Source organism: Extibacter muris (assembly GCF_004345005.1).
Taxonomy (GTDB): domain Bacteria; phylum Bacillota; class Clostridia; order Lachnospirales; family Lachnospiraceae; genus Extibacter; species Extibacter muris.
In genome coordinates this window covers 248,297-264,964 of the sequence record NZ_SMMX01000003.1, presented here as the reverse complement: position 1 = coordinate 264,964, position 16,668 = coordinate 248,297, and the positions used below count along the sequence as shown (strand labels likewise).

Sequence of the window (16,668 nt, the reverse complement as noted above, 5' to 3'; positions counted from 1 at the left end):
TCAGCCCTGACTTTCACCGAGCATTTCCAGGAGATCTATTTCAGATATGATGGGAATTCCCAGTTCATTGGCTTTCTTATTCTTGGATGATGTAGATGACACATCATTATTTATGAGGTAATTTGTCTTGGAAGTCACGGAACCTGTCACTTTACCGCCGAGGCTTTCTATCCGTTCCTTTACCTCGCCCCGGTTGGCGAAGTGTTCCACACTTCCGGTTATTACAAAGTTAACGCCTGTAAATCTCTGGTCCTGCTGCTTCATCTCCTCTTCAGGTATCGACAGCTCTTCCAGAAGTTCGCGGAATATACGCACATGCCTCTCGTCCGAGAAGTAATCCACGAAGGCCCCGGCTATCACGCCTCCCACGCCTTGTATGGCACTGAGTTCCTCCACCCCGGCAAGAAGCATCTTATCAATATCATAGCCGAATTCCCTGCATATCATCTTGGCATTGGCGAGGCCGATATTGGCTATCCCAAGTCCATAGATGACCCTGGGCAGCGTCGTAGTCCTTGCTTTTTCTATGCTCTCTATAAGATTGCGATAGGATTTCTCCCCGAACCCTTCCATCGTCTGGATCTCTTCCTGGTAACGGTCGAGATGAAATATATCTGCATACTCTTTAATATACCCCTTCGCTATGAATTTTTCCAGTGTCGCTTCAGACAGTCCTTCGATATTCAACGCGTCTCTGCTCACAAAAAGGGCAAAGGACTTCAGATGCTTTGCCTGGCATTCCGGATTCACACAGTACAATGCCCTGGCATTGCTGACCTGCTTCACTTCCGTATCGCCACCGCACACCGGACAGTGCGCGGGAATATCCTTTACGCCGCTTCTCGTCAGGTTCTTGGCAATCTGCGGGATGATCATGTTGGCCTTGTAGACTTCTATCTCATCGCCGACGCCAAGCTCCAGCTCCTCCATTATGCTTAAGTTATGGACGCTGGCCCTGCTGACCGTAGTGCCCTCAAGCTCTACAGGCTCAAATATGGCAACCGGATTGATCAGTCCTGTCCTGGACGGGCTCCACTCTATCTCAAGCAGCTTCGTCTCCCTCGTCTCGTCCACCCATTTGAAAGCAAACGAGTCTCTTGGGAATTTGGAAGTTCTGCCCAGCGACCGGCCGTATTCCACATCATCATATACTAACACAAGTCCGTCCGATGGGAAATCATTTTCGGCTATTTTTTCGGAAAATTTAATAACTTCTTCCTCCAGCGTATCCTTCGTAACTTCGTGATATTCTACTACTTCAAATCCTTGTCCCTTCAGCCATTCCATCTGACAGACTCTCGAATTGTGAAAATCGACCCCCTCTGCCTGTACGAGCGTAAACGCATAGAACCTGACATTGCGCCTGGCCGTAATCTCATTGTTCAGCTGGCGTACCGAGCCGCTGCAAAGGTTGCGGGGATTCTTATATCTTGCGTCGGCATCTTCTATCTCTTTGTTGATTCTCGCAAAGTCTTTATAGCCTATCACCGCCTCGCCCCTCAGTATCAGTTCTCCTTTATAAGCTATCTGGATCGGGATGTTCTTGAATACTCTGGCGTTGTTCGTAATGACCTCACCGACTTCGCCGTTGCCTCTCGTAACTGCTTTATACAGCTCCCCGTCCCGGTACGTAAGCACGATCGTCAGGCCGTCCAGCTTCCATGACATCATCACCTTCTGGTCCCCGGCAAACTTCTTGAGCTCCTCCACATCTTTCGTCTTGTCCAGTGACAGCATCGGACTATCATGCCGCTCCTTCGGCAGCTCGTTCAGCACCTCATAACCGACATTAGCCGTAGGACTGCCTGAAAGAGTAATGCCTAGCTCTTTCTCCAAAGACAGCAGCTCATCGTACAGCCTGTCATATTCATAATTGCTCATGATCTCCTCTGCGTCCTGATAATATGCTTTTCCCGCCTTATTCAGCTGTTCTACCAGTTCCTGCATTCTTTCCTTTTTCTGTCTGCTCATATAATTCCTTTAACTCCTGCTCTGTCAGTTTTCGATACGCACCGGGTTTTAGATTCCCCAGTTCAATATTCATAATCCGTATTCTAACCAGCCGCTTCACCTTATATCCGAGCGCGTCACACATTCTTCTGATCTGCCGGTTCAGCCCCTGGGTCAATATGACAGTGAATACATAAGTACCGCACTTTTGCGCCCTGCACGGCCTGGTGGTCTCATCTATGCCCTTCTCTCTGTCCGTGATCCTTACGCCCGAAGACATCTGGCCTATAAATTCTTCTGTCACGGGTCTGTCCACCCATACTTTGTATTCCTTCTCATGCCCGAATCTGGAACGCATCATACCGTTGATAAGCCCACCGTCGTTCGTCATGATGAGAAGCCCCTCGGAGTCTTTGTCCAGCCTTCCCGCATACGTAACACGCTCCGGATATTTTAAAAAGCGGATAATATTGTTCTTTACCCGCTTGTCTTCCGTACATACGATACCGGCGGGCTTATGCACCGCCAGCACTATCTTTTCGTCTTTCCTTCTTATGGGCTTCTTGCCAACCCGTACTTCATGGGAGGAATCCACCTGCATTCCGGCCACCGCTTTCTTACCGTCTACCGTCACACGGCCGGCCTCGATCAGCCTGTCGGCCTCACGCCTGGAACAGACGCCCGCCTCACTTATAAACTTATTCAGTCTCATTATTTTTCAGCACTCCACTTATACTGTTATCTTCTACAAATGTGTTCCCATTATACAAAAATAAAACGCTCGTGATATTATTTTCATCCATAACCTGATGGATATCTCCATAATAATATCTTGGGTCAATGATTATAATCTCCCGGAAGAACGGAGTCAGGAAGGGGACTAGACAATTCGCGTAAGAGTCCTTAACGAGCAGCAGCCGGTTTGACGTATCTGCAGTCGTCTTGATATCAATCATGGAATAATTGCCTCCCAGGAACAGGGCATACTGATCCTTCTCTTTAAGCTTTGAGGAGTCATAGAGGCTTGCCGACTTTCTCTGCTCATCCACATAGCTGACCGTAACATCGGGCGATTTCTCCCCCTTTTCAGGCGCATAGATGTAGATAGGCTCCCGGTATCCCTGCTCATATCCGCTCGTTGCAGACAAGGTGCCGTTAAAATCATTGCTCACCGCATACCGTTCCCATTTCGGACCGTCCGCCGTGTCAAGCCCCATCGCTTTTGCAAGTTCTTCGTATGCATAGCTGGCTCCAAGCGTCGTCCAGTGGTGGTCCGTGCGGTAATATATATTCTCATCCTTGTGCTTCTTCAGCGTCGTCTGGACATCGACCCAACTGACTTCGTCTCCCAGTTCTTTTCTTATGCTTTCAAACTGCCTGCCCTGATCTTCCGTCTCCGCCAGGCCCGGCAGCTTGCCGGACATGACATTGGCTGCATTGGGAACGAGCGCAAAGTAGACAGGGATGTCTACATAAGATTCCTCAAACGCTTTGATTGCCTCGATGTTCTCTTTCATCTGGTCTTCATCCGGCTTTGCGATGTCTTCCAGCAGATAGCTGTCCTTCCCCTTAAACACGCCGTTGGAATCCCGCTTTCCCATCAGAAGGTCCGTATTGGTCTTCAATGTCACCCAGAGGTTTCTTGCAGCAAACTGGTCCGACTTATATGATTCGTACTGCTTCATATAACGGCCGCTTGTGACGCCGGTGACAGTCAGTGAAGGCTTCTGCTCCAGCATACGGTTTTCCCTATCTGAAAACTCTTTATCACTGTGTATGAGATTGACGAGGCAGACGGCTGCAAGCATGCCGAGGAACAGCAGAGCAGCTGTTTTCTTTATCTGCACTTTTCTTTTTCTTCTGTCCGATTTCCGCTTCATAGCCTGCTCCTAGAATCTAAAATATAAAAATGGGTTATATGTCTCCGTCACGAGATATGCGATGCACAACAGGAACAGGACTCCGTACACGGCACAGTTGATTGCCGCCCTGTTCTTACCATCTCTGTATATAATACGTTCATACAGAGTATGGACGGCCGGTGTGGAACCAACGAGCGCGGCTGCCCAAAGTACAAGGTTCGTCACCAGCAGATAAAGCCCTTCCTTATCCACTATCCCGCTTCCTCCCCCGAACATGAGCTTGAGATACTGTACCGCGTTTCCAAGCGTCGGACTGAAGAAGAACACCCAGCCAATCATGACAAGCACGATACAGTATGCATGTCTCAGAATACCTGGTATCCTGTCCAGCACCCGGCCCAGGACATATTTCTCAATAATCAGCAGGATACCGTAATACAGCCCCCACATGACAAAATTCCAGCTCGCCCCGTGCCAGAGCCCGGTAAGCAGCCATACGACCAGTATGTTTCGCACATGCTTCATCACACTGACGCGGTTTCCGCCCAAAGGTATATATACGTACTCTCTGAACCACGAGCTCAGAGATATATGCCATCTCCGCCAGAATTCTGTAATGCTCTTTGATATATAGGGATAGTCAAAATTCTTCAGAAACTGGAATCCGAACATCTCGCCAAGGCCGACAGCCATATCGGAGTAGCCGCTGAAGTCAAAATAGATCTGGAACGTGTAGGCCGCGCACCCAATCCAGGCGGTAAGCGTCGAAGTCTGAGCCGCCCCCAGCTCCGTCACTTTCATAAATACCATACCGGACGTATTGGCAATCAGCACCTTCTTGGAAAGTCCCCGTATGAAAAAGAGCGCTCCATCCCCGAATCTGGCCCAGGATTCCTGACGGATGCGGAGCTGCCTCTGGATATCCGCGTACTTGACGATCGGTCCTGCTATCAGCTGTGGAAACATGCTCACGTAGAGGGCAAAATCCGACAGGTTCCTCTGCGCCCTTACGTTCCCTCTGTATACATCGATGATATAAGACAAGGTCTGGAACGTATAGAAGGATATCCCGATGGGAAGCGCCAGCTCCCGGTACGGGATATCAACCGGAAGCACCGCATTGATGCTGTCCAGGACAAACCCTTCGTACTTGAAGAAGCCGAGGATACATAAGTTCACGACGATGTTAAAAATCAGGCTCCGGCGTGCCTTATGCCCGTGTCCCAAGTGCCTCGCTATATCCAGTCCGCTTATATAGTTGAACAGGATAGAAAGTATCATGAGGAAGATATAGAACGGCTCTCCCCACGCGTAAAAGATCAGGCTGCCTGCTAGAAGCACTGGATTCTTAAACGGCCGAGGCACGATATAATATAGGATTAATATAATTGGTAAAAACGTAAATAAAAATACAATACTGCTAAATAGCATTATCCCTATATCCTTTTCTATAAACTCTTTCTGTAAGCCGCCTGTACTGCATCTGCCTTCTTCGTCACCGCCAGCAGTACATAGTCCCCTCTGCTTTCCAGAACTGCCGATCTGATCAGCTTCGTCTGGGCTGCTCCATACCCCTCAAAGCTTTCCTTCTGCGTATCGAGCCTTGCCTGGGCTGCCTTTTCCACACTTTCGGCCTGGCTTGCATCCGCAAGCCGCACGATGAGCAGTTCATTGACTCCCATGACATCGTCGGGAATATACAGCGTCACGCCTTTATAATCATCCGCATTCAGGCCGTAATATTTCTTCAGGTCCTGGGTCGTCCCTTTTTTCATCCCTTCCGTCCCCATGACCGATAGGATGTTCTTGTTCACCGTCTTTATCGGCGTGTCCGTCCCGCCCTCATTGGCGATCAGAAGGATGACATAGGCAGCCATTACAAGCACGAGAAGGTATTTCAATATGTTGATGACGTCTAACGTACTATTTTTCATGCTTTTCATTATAAATCCGCCGCCTCCGCCATGTTCTCTACCCAGCCCGGATAATAGTCCGGCGCCTGATGGATACCATCGTCTGCATAATACTCATCTTTTACGAGCCCTGTGTTATCGATAAAGATGACATCTTTCTCTTCACACAGCGCTTTCAGTCTCTCATTATACTGAGGTATGCTGCCGTACCATTCGTTCTTCTCTATCGCCTGCTTGTCCGCAGGCAGGACGCAGTTGACATACACCTTCGTATCCGGCATGGAGGACTTGATCTCATCCAGCACCTTCCCATAGCCTTCTGCAAATGCCGAAGCATCCCCTCTGGCAGCCTCCACATCATTCATGCCGAATGTCAGGAACAGGCATTTCGGCTTCGCTTCTTCCGCTCTCCTGATCATATCCATCGTGCCCGTCTCCTCCGGTCTCGTCACTTCCGCTCCCTTTTCTGCGATTACGAGCGACTGGTCCATAATGCCAAATTCATAGAGCCCCTGCGTAATGGAATCACCCAGTACAAGGCAATTGGCAAACCGTTCATTGACGGGACGGCTCTTCCGCTCCTCGTCTGCCGCGCGTTCCGCCTCTTCCAATTCTTCTACCTTGCTTTCCGCCGCCTTTAAATCAGCCTGCTCCAGCTCCTTCAGCTTCTCAGTGCCCTTTGTAATGTCTACACGGGGATTCAGAAGCTTTACAGCGACGATAATACTACCTATAATTAAAAGAACAACGACAACGATAACAGCCATGCGCAATATCTTGTCCTGTTCTTCCCCCTTGCTCCATTTTTTTCTGTTTTCATCTTTCACGATAACTGATTTCTCCTTCGTGCAGAATCTTCTGATAGCCTGCATTGCTGCACACGTCTGAATATACATGGTTATTGTAATGTTTTCATCTGTAAAAGTCAAACTTATAATGCATTCTCAGACAGGAATTGATATAATATTACTGTCCGCATATTTCCGGACCACCTAAAATCACCAGATTCCAGCAACGGGCCGAAATCAAAGACGAAGGAGCGTTATACATGATCACATTGACACCGGACACAAAGACCTGCATGTCCCATCTGCTATTGAAAGATACTTTTGATTCCCTTTCCTTTATAGAGGGTGAAATTACGACATATAATAAATTTATGATTGACGGACATATCCACAAGGATTTCTATGAGGAGGCTCCTGACAGGGAATACTCCCTGTGGGGCGGGCTGCGAAGCTACTGCCTGTCTATCATCAAGGGGAAACGTACCCCGCTGGGTTTTAAACTGATCCTGTCGCTTGGCAAAGAAGATTTCACCGGCTTTCTGGAACAGGACGGCCTGAATTACCGTCCGGAAGATATCCAGGGCCTGTATATGAATCTAAAATATGACGGCTGCCATCTGTCCTGCGTGACCGGTACTTCCATGAATACCTTCACGATGGACAGGTCGCTGGAGGAAGCCTGGGACCGATGGGTTCGGGCATTCTACGCAAAGGCCGGAATTGCATTTGAAAGCAGCCGATAGACTTCAGCCATATGAGCGGAAGGCTGAGCCGGAATCAGTCGCGGGGATATCATCTCATAGATAAGCGAAAAACCTCCGGGAAGAGAACTGTCGAAAAATTTCTCTCCCCAGAGGCTCGTTGCCTGAATCCTCCTCTTCATCCGGTTAAGATGCGCAGCTTTCTTTTATTTTGTCAGGAGCATCATAATCTCATTGCTTCTCTGCATGAATGCCGTCATCTCTTCCGGGCTCAGCGGCTTATGCGCCAGCATAGCCAGATCATACAGCTGCTTGCAGATGACCGGTACGCTCTTGGCACGCTTGTGCTCTACGACGAATTTCACGAGCGGATGGTTTGCATTGAGTATGAGCGTGCTCTCGCCCCCGAACATTCCGGCGTCCATGCCTGCCATACCGTACATCTTCATCATTTCCTGCATACGGCGGTTCTGCTCGGACAACGTAATCATGGCTGCCGTATTGTCGTCCTTTAACTTCTCTACTTTCACATCCAGCTTATCATTGCCAAGCTCCTTGCGGAATATCTCTACAAGGCTGTCCGTCGTCTTCTGGAATTCTTCTTTCTCTTCCTCTGCAACTTCTTCTTTGGCTGAGTCAGTCAGGTCTGCGTCGATACGCTGGAAGCTCAGGTTCGGATTGCGCTGCTCCATCTGGGTGATGAATGCGGAATCGATGTTGTGGTTCAGGATGACCGCGTCCTGGCCCTGTGACTTGAACAGGTTGATGTACTGGCTCTGCTGCTGCTCGTCTGTCACATAGTAGATGGTCGTCTTCTCTTTTTCTTCCCCTGTACCTTCTGCTCCTTCTGTGCCATCGCCTTCCTTCTCCTTCGGCTCTTCCAGCGTACCGCCGTTAGCCTCGGCACACTCTTTCAGCGTCAGGTATCTGTGGTCAATGTTCTTGAATAAGATAGAATCTTTCATCTTATCGCAGAACTTCTCATCCTTCAGGCAGCCAAACTTCACGAACGGGCTGATATTATCCCAGCACTTCTCGTATTCTTCCTTCTGTGTCTTGCACATCCCATTCAGCTTGTCGGCCACTTTTTTGGAAATATAGTCTGCAATCTTATTGACAAAGCCGTCATTCTGCAGCGCACTTCTGGATACGTTGAGCGGAAGGTCCGGACAGTCGATGACTCCCTTCAGCACCATAAGGAATTCCGGAATCACTTCTTTGATATTATCGGCGATAAACACCTGGTTGTTGTACAGCTTGATCGTGCCTTCGATGGAGTCATACTCCGTATTGATCCTTGGGAAATAGAGGATTCCTTTCAGGTTGAACGGGTAGTCCATATTCAGGTGGATCCAGAACAAAGGCTCCTTATAATCCATAAACACCTTACGGTAGAATCCCAGGTAATCCTCTTTCTCGCATTCATTCGGATGTTTTGTCCAGAGTGGATGGATATCGCTCAGAGAAACCGGACGCTTGTTGATCTTCACCTTCTCTTTTGCAGGAGATACCTCGACCATCTCTTTCTCGCCGTTTTCATTCTCCTTCTCTTCCATCTTGGCTTCTTCATGGATGTGCTCTACTACGACATCATCCTCTGTAAGATCCGCCTCATCTATCGTCTCGTATTCCTGTTCTGCGTCTTCATTAGAAAGGAATATCTCTACCGGCATGAAAGAGCAGTACTTCTCGATGACTTCTCTTACCCGGTACTCATTGGCAAATTCCACGCTGTCTTCATTCAGGCACAGCGTAATCTCCGTGCCGACACCTTCTTTTGTGCCGTCTTCCATCTCGTACTCAGTCCCGCCTTCGCTGACCCAGTGTACCGGAGCCGCGCCGTCCTTGTATGAAAGCGTATCTATATGCACCTCATCCGCCACCATGAACGCGGAATAAAATCCAAGGCCGAAGTGCCCGATCATATCATCCTCTGTCGTCTTATCCTTATACTTTTCAAGGAATTCGGTCGCTCCGGAAAAGGCGATCTGTGTAATATATTCTTCTACTTCATCCGCAGTCATGCCGACACCGTTATCGATAAACTTCAGTGTCTTTTCCTTTGGATTTACGATGACCTGGATGGATGGCTTATAATCGTCAGGTATCTGATACTCTCCCATCATATCAAGCTTTTTAAGCTTTGTTATGGCATCACATCCATTGGATACCATTTCACGTACAAAAATATCATGGTCTGAATATACCCATTTCTTAATGATTGGGAATATATTCTCACTGCTGATAGATAAGTTTCCTTTTTTTCCTGCCATATATATCACTCCTATGTTCTAATATTAAATGTTCCGGCTGAAATCGCCATTTTTTTCTGTCTAACAGTAATAATAATACGGTGTTTTTTAAAAGTCAATAGAAAATTAGCACTCTTTTTGAAAGAGTGCTAACAATCGTGCCATTTTCATTATTCTATGCTCTTTAACGACTCCACCATATCAATCCTCTTGAGTTTAAAATACATGACCCAGTTGACAAACGCGGAAAAGGCTACCGTAAACAGAAGGCTATAGATGTAGCTTGGAAAATTGATGTTTCTACCGAACATCGCCGCGTCTACTTCTACCGTCCTGATAATAAAAAGATGGAGCAGCCTTCCCATGATCATGCCGGCACCGGCGCCGATAAATGTCAGTATGACATTCTCCCGGTATACATAAGCCGCCACCTCAGGATCATAGAAGCCAAGTACCTTGATTGTGGCAAGCTCTCTCTGCCTCTCCGTTATATTGATGTTATTCAGGTTATAAAGAACGACAAAGGCGAGCATCCCTGCCGAGACGATCAATACGATGATAACAAGGTTCAGGCTCCTGAGCATATCGTCCAGCTGCTTCTGTATGTCACGCAGATAGCTGATGCTCAGCACGCCGTCCTGCTTGAGTATCTTCTGCCCTGTCTTCTCAAGGGCGCTCCGGGAAGAGTCCTCTGCCTTGAAGAAATAACAGTTATACTCCGCCTTTTCACCATATACCTCCTCGTACAGCCCGGGCGTGAGATAAATATAGTGTCCCATGTAGTTCTCACAGATAGATGCGACCTTCACCGGACGGTTGCCTTCCTCTTCATCCTTGATATAAATCGTATCACCCGCTTTGACGTCCAGAAGCTTGGCAGTCTTCTCGCTGATGATTGCACCCTTGTCAGTAAGCTTATATTTGTCATGACTTCTGCGGTCTCTGAAATTGATGAAGCTGGATATGTCTTTTACTGACTTCGGTACACATTCATATGTGTCCCGTTCCCTGCCGCCATTTAAGAGCGTTACATTCCGCATATTTACTTCCGTGTACTGTTCCACATCAGAGGCATGCTTCATAAAGTCCGCCGTATCCTGCTGCCTTTCCTCTGATATATCCTCTTCGAGATAGGCCATCCCGTCATACACCTGTATCTGGCTGTACTGCAGCTCTGATATGGCAAATACGGAATCTTTGATACCGAAGCCGACGAGCATAAGGGCCATGCACCCTCCGATACCGAATACTGTCATGAAAAACCGCTTCTTATACCGCATCAGGTTCCGCACCGTAGACTTCCATGTGAAGCTCAGCCGTTTCCATATGAAGGTCACCCGTTCCAGAAATACCCGTTTCCCATTCTTCGGCGCGGGGGGCCTCATAAGTACCGCCGGCTGTGCCGCCAATTCCTTATAGCAGGCGGCAAGCGTGGCGCCCATCGTGCAGGCGAGCGCCGCCAGCGTAGCCGCCGCGGCATAGGTCAGGTTGTACGGCGTAAGGATGTCAGGTATATGATGGTACATGATTCCGTAGGCATAGATTATGATGTAAGGCAGCACCTTCTCACCGAACAGCACACCGAAGATGCTCCCTCCGAGTGTGGCGAGCAGCGCATAGCCAAGATATTTGGACGCGATGGTCAGCTTATGATAGCCGAGCGCTTTCATCGTTCCAATCTCCGTGCGCTGCTCCTCTACCATACGTGTCATGCTCGTAAGGCTGATAAGCGCCGCAACAAGGAAAAACAATACCGGAAATACTTTTCCGATAGCCCGCATACGGTCCGCGTTGTCACCGTATCCCGTATATTCCGCCAGCGTACTCCGGTCGTACACATACCACTTCGGGTTCTTGATCTTCCCTATCTTCTCTTCGGCATCCGCAATCTTCTGTTCCCCGTCTGCAATCTTCTGCTGGGCCTCGGCCTTCGCCTCCTCATATTCCTTCCTGCCGTCTGCAAGCTCCGTCTCACTGTCCGCGATCTCCGCCTCGGCCTTGTGGAGCGTGTCTTCCTGCTTCTCAAACTCGGCCCATCCGCTGTCTATCTGTGTCTGGCCGTCCTGTATCTGATTCCAGGCGGCAGCGAGCTTTGCCTCGCTAGCATCCATCTCCGCCTTATTGGCAGCCAGCTGTGCCGCCCCGTCATCGAGTTCCTGCTGGCCGGCGGCAAGTCTGCTGTCTGCTTCAGCTTTGGCAGCGTCGTAAGCCTTTTTAGACTGATCATAGCGGGCCTGGTTACTTTGTAGTTGTGCACGCGCAACCGGAAGTATTTTATCTCTCAAATCGTCCCGGTCAGCCTCCGCCTTCTGAAGCTGGTCCTGTACATCCGGCAACTGCGGATCCGCGGGATCCATCCCGCTGATCTGTTGATTCAACACGTTTATAGTATCTTCCAGTGCGGAAAGCTCCGCCTCTTTCTGAGCAACATCCGCCGCCATAAGATTACATAAGTAGTTTAACTGGTCAAGCTGTTCCTTCTGCTGTGCGAACTTCTCCACAGCGTCTGCCTTCTGCTTATCAAACGCCGCCTTCTGCGCACCAAAGTCCGCCATCCCCTGTTCATAGGCTGCTTTCCCGTCATCCAGCTGCTTTCTGCCGGATTCATATTCTGCCTTGGCATTGTCCAGTTCTTTCTGCTTTGAGCTTAAAGTTGATCTGGCTTTCTCCAGCTGTGTGCGCCCGCCGGTAATCTGTTCTCTTGCATCTGCCAGCTTCACTTCCCCATCTTTGAGCGTCTGCTCTGCCTCTGCAAGCTCTTCCTCAGCCTCTTTTTTTCCGTCATCCAGCTCTATCTTTGCCTTGTCCAGCTCCTCATTTGCATCTGTAATCAATTCCTGCTTACGGATTTGTCCTCTTTCCCCGGTGATACCCTCTATATTGTCCTGTATCTCTTTTATCCTGTCCTCATACGCATCCGTATAAGCAGTCAGCTCCATCGCTCCCTCTGCCTGGACATAAGCCTCCGTATACACATCCATGTCAAATGTGGAATCCGTCACGACAAAAAAGCCGCTTAAGGATCCTGTCCCGATTGTCGTATTCCCCCTGCTGAATGAAATATAACACGGCGTGTTACCCGTGCCGACCACGGTCAGCGTATCCGTCGTAAGCGTATCCGTGACTTTCTTGTCGTCACCGGACTTTAGCTCGATCTTATCCCCTACTTTATAATGCATCTCATCATCGGTCAGGCATTCTCCGGGCTTCGTTGGCAGACGCCCTTCTGTCACTGTCACTTTGTTCATAGACGGCAGCATGGACATGACATGTACCGCTATCTCCCTATCCTCGCCCTGACAGAGAAAGTCGGCACTGTAGCCGCCTTCCGCCTTCTCCACTCCGTCCACCTTTCTGATAGCACGGATATCATCTGCAGTGATTCCAAGCGTACTGGCCGTCTTGATATCCATCAGATCCGCCCCATCAAAATAAGCGTCCCCCGTAGCCCGCATGTCAGGCTCTGAAGAACGTATCCCTGAGAAGAATGCAACTCCAAGCGCTACGATAAAGAAGATAGAAAGAAAGCGCCCGAGGCTTCTGCGTATTTCCATGTAAAAATCTTTCCGTGTTGCCTTTGTCCCCATTTAAGCTCCTACCACTCTATAGAATCTACCGAAACAGGATTATCGTTTTCAATCATCCTGGACACTCTTCCGTTTTTTATCTTGATGACACGGTCAGCCATCGGCGTGATAGCCTGGTTATGCGTGATAAGTATGACCGTCATCCCTTTCTCCCTGCACGTATCCTGCAATAGCTTAAGTATCGACTTGCCCGTATTGTAATCCAGCGCGCCGGTCGGCTCATCACATAACAGCAGCTTCGGATTCTTGGCAAGCGCCCTCGCTATGGAGACCCTCTGCTGTTCTCCGCCCGAGAGCTGTGCCGGAAAGTTGGACAGCCGTTCACCGAGCCCGACGTCAACGAGCACTTCCTCCGCATCCATCGGATCCCTGCATATCTGAAGGGCCAGCTCCACATTTTCAAGAGCTGTGAGGTTCGGTATAAGGTTATAGAACTGGAACACGAATCCGATATCATCCCGTCTGTACGCCGTAAGCTGCTTCTGGCTATATTGGGAAATACATGTTCCATCCACTTCTACGATGCCTTCTGTCGCGGTATCCATCCCTCCAAGGATATTCAGCACCGTAGTCTTTCCCGCGCCGCTCGGTCCCACCACAACCGCAAACTCTCCCTTTTCTATCTGAAAGTCGATCCCGTCTGCCGCTACGATCTCTACCTCTCCCATATGATAAACTTTCCGTACGCCATCCAACGTCACAAAACCGCTCATACAAGTCCTCCCAAACATGCCGCATACTAATAGCAGAGCCATTCAGGTATTGCTTCTGCCATATAAAAATGAAATTCATTATTGTCCGTTTTTATTATATCACTTATAATAACACATGGATACTATTGATTTAAAGTTGACAAAGAGAAATATACAGGAGTGAGAAAGATGAAGCAGACAAGATTTGTCCCGGCCAGGTCGGACAGTGAGATACTGGATATCGCCGTGCTTGCAGAAGAGATCTGGCACGAACATTTTACGGATATCATCGGGAAAGAGCAGGTGGACTATATGATTGAAAAGTTCCAGTCCTTTCCGGCGCTGAAAGAGCAGATCCAGAACGGTTATGAATACTTCCAGATATATAGCTCCCACACGATGGCGGGCTATACAGGCATCCATGAAGAAGATGGCGCGCTGTTTCTGAGCAAGCTCTACATAAAAAAAGAATTCCGTGGACAGCACTTGGCTTCGGAAGCGTTCCGATACCTTGTGCAGCTCTGTAGAGACAGAGGCATCTCCAAAATCTGGCTCACGTGTAATAAACACAATGCCAACACGCTTGCCGTCTATGACCATCTCGGATTTAAGATAACGGATGAACAGGTGGCGGATATCGGGAATGGGTTTGTGATGGATGACTACATACTTGCCTGTCAATTGGGGGTTTAGTAAAGTGGCTGCGGGCGGGGAGCCGGGTGGCATCTGCTCCGATGCGTCCGAGGCTTCGACTAGCCCACGGCCTCCTAACTTTGCGGCAGAGTCGCTGATAGCAGCTCCTCTCCCGCAAATCAAGGATTCCGGGACGGATTCTCCGCCTCTTACGCTTACACCTGCGCATCTCCCACCCGGCTCCCCGCCCGCTATCTACTTCACTTAACAAGGGCGAAGACGGCTGTGTGGCGTTACTGGCCAGCGGATGGCCGCTGGCAGCGTGAGATGAATGATAAAATATCAGGTTTCCAACTTGCTTCGCCCTTTATCACTATGCTGACACCACCAAAGCACTTCCATCAGACGGCAGCGCCACACAGCCACCCCCGCCCGTGCCAGTAAAGTAGATAGCCGCTGGGGAGGTATGGGGCAGATGCGAAGGTCTAAGCGGAAGGGACGTAAGAATCCTCACCAGATTCCTTGGTTTGTGGGGTGAGAGCCGCTATCGGCGAACATTCCACAAACTTAGGAATCTGTGTGATAGTCGCAGTTCCCGGACGCATCGCAGCATCTGCCCCATACCTCCCCAGCGGCGTCTACATTACCTAAACTCCTATTTTTTCGGACACCCGGTTACTTTTTTCTCTACATCGGCTATCGTAATCGTCTCAAGATATTTTTTACATCGTTCATTCATCTCTCCGTATATACTGTCCATCATCCCTGCCATACCGGACGCTATCATGCAGCCAATATCAAAGTTTCCTGATTTCCAGGATGCCTTCACGATATCGTCCTCCAGCGCGTCGCATATATGCCGTAAGGTTACATCTCGTGCATCAGCCGCCATATGATAGCCGCCTTTGATCCCCTCTTTCGTCTCCACGAGATTCTTTTTCTTCAGCTTAGCCATGACCTTCCTCACCCGCGCCGGATTCGTGCAGATATTTGCAGCCAGCTCTTCGCTGGAAAGCACCGTATCCTTATGATGCAGATATACGAGGCCATGCACAGCAATTGCAAATTCGCCTGTCATCTTATTTCCCACTCCTTTTATTCTCATCCTCATCCTTTGTGTCGCCAAAACCATACGCGAGCACTATCCCAATCATCGTTCCCATAACGACAGCCCCGACGGGGCTTGCAGTGATGGCTCATCCCCCGCTGCTGCATCCGATGAATACATAGTAAGCAAATCCGAGCGCAGCACCAAGCAGTATGAAGCTAATTCTTTTCATGTGTCTTTTCATTGCTGCTTCCTTTCCCTTTCTTGATGGCGTTCGTCGGACACGCCTTAACGCAGTCCCCGCAGCGGATACATTCCAGGCTGTTGGGCTGCTCCCACACCTTGATATCCATCCTGCACGTCTTGTGGCACTTGCCGCACTTGATACAGTCGTTTTCTTCTATCCGGTATCGGTACAGCGCGACCGGGTTAAAGAAACTGTAGACCGCTCCGAGGGGGCAGAGATACTTGCAGAAAGGACGGTACACCCATAATGACAGTATGATTATGGCTGCCAGTAATGTTACCTTCCATATAAACAGGCCGCCCACTGCATTCTGAAGTGATTCATTGAGCAGCACAAGCGGAATGCCGGCGGTCAAAGTACCGCTTGGACATATGTACTGGCAGAACCACGGGCTTCCCTGTCCGATGATATCAACCACAAGCAACGGAAGCAATAGGACGAACAGGACGAGTATGACATATTTCAGCCATTTGAGCACCTTATGGCCAGGAAGATTCTTTCTTTTCCTGAAAAACGGTATCTTGTACAGCAGATCCTGGATCAGCCCGAACGGACAGAGCCAGCCGCATATGAACCTGCCAAAAAATGAGCCAAAAAATATAAGGAACCCGACAACATAGAAGGAAAACTTATAATCTCTGCTCCCAAGCACTGCCTGAAGAGAACCTATCGGGCACGACCCGAGCGCCCCCGGACAGGAATAGCAGTTAAGCCCCGGCACACATGCTGCTTTGGTGGGGCCTGTATATATCTTCCCGGTGAGGAATCCGAACAGGTAACCGTTGGTTACCGCTGTAAAGGCAATCTGTACCCACAGCCTCATCCGGTTTGTTATCGCTTTTATCATCTTAGCCAATTCCTATACACTCCAAACAAATATTTACAGCTTTTGTCAGCACGGTCACTGCCTCGCCGCGTGCAAACCCGATATAGATGGACACTGCGGCCGACAGAAAAAGTGCACACCGGATCCATCTTACTTTCCTGCTGCCCAT

Annotated in this window: 15 protein-coding genes; 3 read left to right on the top strand and 12 right to left on the bottom strand. The window is 49.2% G+C overall.

Annotated elements, in window-relative coordinates; translation table 11 throughout:
* The 6 genes from ligA to E1963_RS04980 are packed head-to-tail and all read right to left on the bottom strand — an operon-like array spanning position 1 to position 6,621.
* On the bottom strand, positions 1 to 1,947 hold the full coding sequence (gene ligA / locus E1963_RS05005; RefSeq protein ID WP_201271998.1) for an NAD-dependent DNA ligase LigA: 1,947 nt from the start codon (positions 1,945 to 1,947) through the stop codon (positions 1 to 3).
* Positions 1,919 to 2,662: a pseudouridine synthase gene (locus E1963_RS05000; protein WP_201271991.1), complete on the bottom strand. Its 744-nt coding sequence runs from the start codon at positions 2,660 to 2,662 to the stop codon at positions 1,919 to 1,921. The genes ligA and E1963_RS05000 overlap by 29 nt, the downstream gene beginning before the upstream one ends.
* Positions 2,649 to 3,830, bottom strand: coding sequence for a DHHW family protein (locus tag E1963_RS04995; protein ID WP_132275934.1), 1,182 nt, complete (start codon positions 3,828 to 3,830; stop codon positions 2,649 to 2,651). The genes E1963_RS05000 and E1963_RS04995 overlap by 14 nt, the downstream gene beginning before the upstream one ends.
* A gap of 9 nt (positions 3,831 to 3,839) precedes the next feature.
* Positions 3,840 to 5,243 (bottom strand): MBOAT family O-acyltransferase, encoded by a 1,404-nt coding sequence (locus E1963_RS04990; RefSeq protein ID WP_132275933.1) that lies wholly within the window; start codon positions 5,241 to 5,243, stop codon positions 3,840 to 3,842.
* Positions 5,244 to 5,260: 17 nt separating this feature from the next.
* Positions 5,261 to 5,755, bottom strand: coding sequence for a DUF4358 domain-containing protein (locus E1963_RS04985; RefSeq protein WP_132275932.1), 495 nt, complete (start codon positions 5,753 to 5,755; stop codon positions 5,261 to 5,263).
* Positions 5,755 to 6,621, bottom strand: coding sequence for an SGNH/GDSL hydrolase family protein (locus E1963_RS04980; protein WP_243117577.1), 867 nt, complete (start codon positions 6,619 to 6,621; stop codon positions 5,755 to 5,757). The genes E1963_RS04985 and E1963_RS04980 overlap by 1 nt, the downstream gene beginning before the upstream one ends.
* Before the next feature lie 152 nt (positions 6,622 to 6,773).
* Between E1963_RS04980 and E1963_RS04975 the strand changes: the two genes are divergently transcribed.
* The gene (locus tag E1963_RS04975) at positions 6,774 to 7,256 is read left to right on the top strand and encodes a DUF5721 family protein (protein ID WP_132275928.1); all 483 of its coding nucleotides are present in this window, start codon (positions 6,774 to 6,776) and stop codon (positions 7,254 to 7,256) included.
* A gap of 164 nt (positions 7,257 to 7,420) precedes the next feature.
* Here the strand turns inward: E1963_RS04975 and htpG are convergent, their stop codons facing one another.
* The 3 genes from htpG to E1963_RS04960 form a co-directional block, all read right to left on the bottom strand.
* Positions 7,421 to 9,487, bottom strand: a complete 2,067-nt coding sequence (gene htpG / locus E1963_RS04970; protein WP_132275926.1) for a molecular chaperone HtpG — start codon at positions 9,485 to 9,487, stop codon at positions 7,421 to 7,423.
* Between the two features lie 149 nt (positions 9,488 to 9,636).
* On the bottom strand, positions 9,637 to 13,053 hold the full coding sequence (locus tag E1963_RS04965) for an FtsX-like permease family protein (RefSeq protein ID WP_132275924.1): 3,417 nt from the start codon (positions 13,051 to 13,053) through the stop codon (positions 9,637 to 9,639).
* Positions 13,054 to 13,061: 8 nt separating this feature from the next.
* On the bottom strand, positions 13,062 to 13,766 hold the full coding sequence (locus E1963_RS04960) for an ABC transporter ATP-binding protein (protein ID WP_132275922.1): 705 nt from the start codon (positions 13,764 to 13,766) through the stop codon (positions 13,062 to 13,064).
* Between the two features lie 168 nt (positions 13,767 to 13,934).
* Here E1963_RS04960 and E1963_RS04955 point away from each other — a divergent pair, with 168 nt between their 5' ends.
* Together E1963_RS04955 and E1963_RS04950 are read left to right on the top strand one after the other, a co-directional pair.
* Complete coding sequence (locus E1963_RS04955) at positions 13,935 to 14,438, top strand: GNAT family N-acetyltransferase (protein ID WP_132275920.1); 504 nt, start codon at positions 13,935 to 13,937, stop codon at positions 14,436 to 14,438.
* A 4-nt stretch (positions 14,439 to 14,442) separates the two neighbouring features.
* Positions 14,443 to 14,646 carry a hypothetical protein gene (locus tag E1963_RS04950; protein ID WP_132275918.1) on the top strand — a complete coding sequence of 68 codons (204 nt, stop codon included), beginning with the start codon at positions 14,443 to 14,445 and terminating at the stop codon, positions 14,644 to 14,646.
* Between the two features lie 387 nt (positions 14,647 to 15,033).
* Here E1963_RS04950 and E1963_RS04945 read toward each other — a convergent pair whose 3' ends face one another.
* The 3 genes from E1963_RS04945 to E1963_RS21240 all read right to left on the bottom strand — a co-directional run bounded on the left by E1963_RS04945 (position 15,034) and on the right by E1963_RS21240 (position 16,668).
* Positions 15,034 to 15,456, bottom strand: a complete 423-nt coding sequence (locus tag E1963_RS04945) for an RrF2 family transcriptional regulator (protein ID WP_132276124.1) — start codon at positions 15,454 to 15,456, stop codon at positions 15,034 to 15,036.
* A 188-nt stretch (positions 15,457 to 15,644) separates the two neighbouring features.
* Positions 15,645 to 16,520 carry a 4Fe-4S binding protein gene (locus tag E1963_RS04940; protein WP_132276122.1) on the bottom strand — a complete coding sequence of 292 codons (876 nt, stop codon included), beginning with the start codon at positions 16,518 to 16,520 and terminating at the stop codon, positions 15,645 to 15,647.
* A 1-nt stretch (position 16,521) separates the two neighbouring features.
* Positions 16,522 to 16,668 carry a CD1871A family CXXC motif-containing protein gene (locus tag E1963_RS21240; protein WP_262200510.1) on the bottom strand — a complete coding sequence of 49 codons (147 nt, stop codon included), beginning with the start codon at positions 16,666 to 16,668 and terminating at the stop codon, positions 16,522 to 16,524.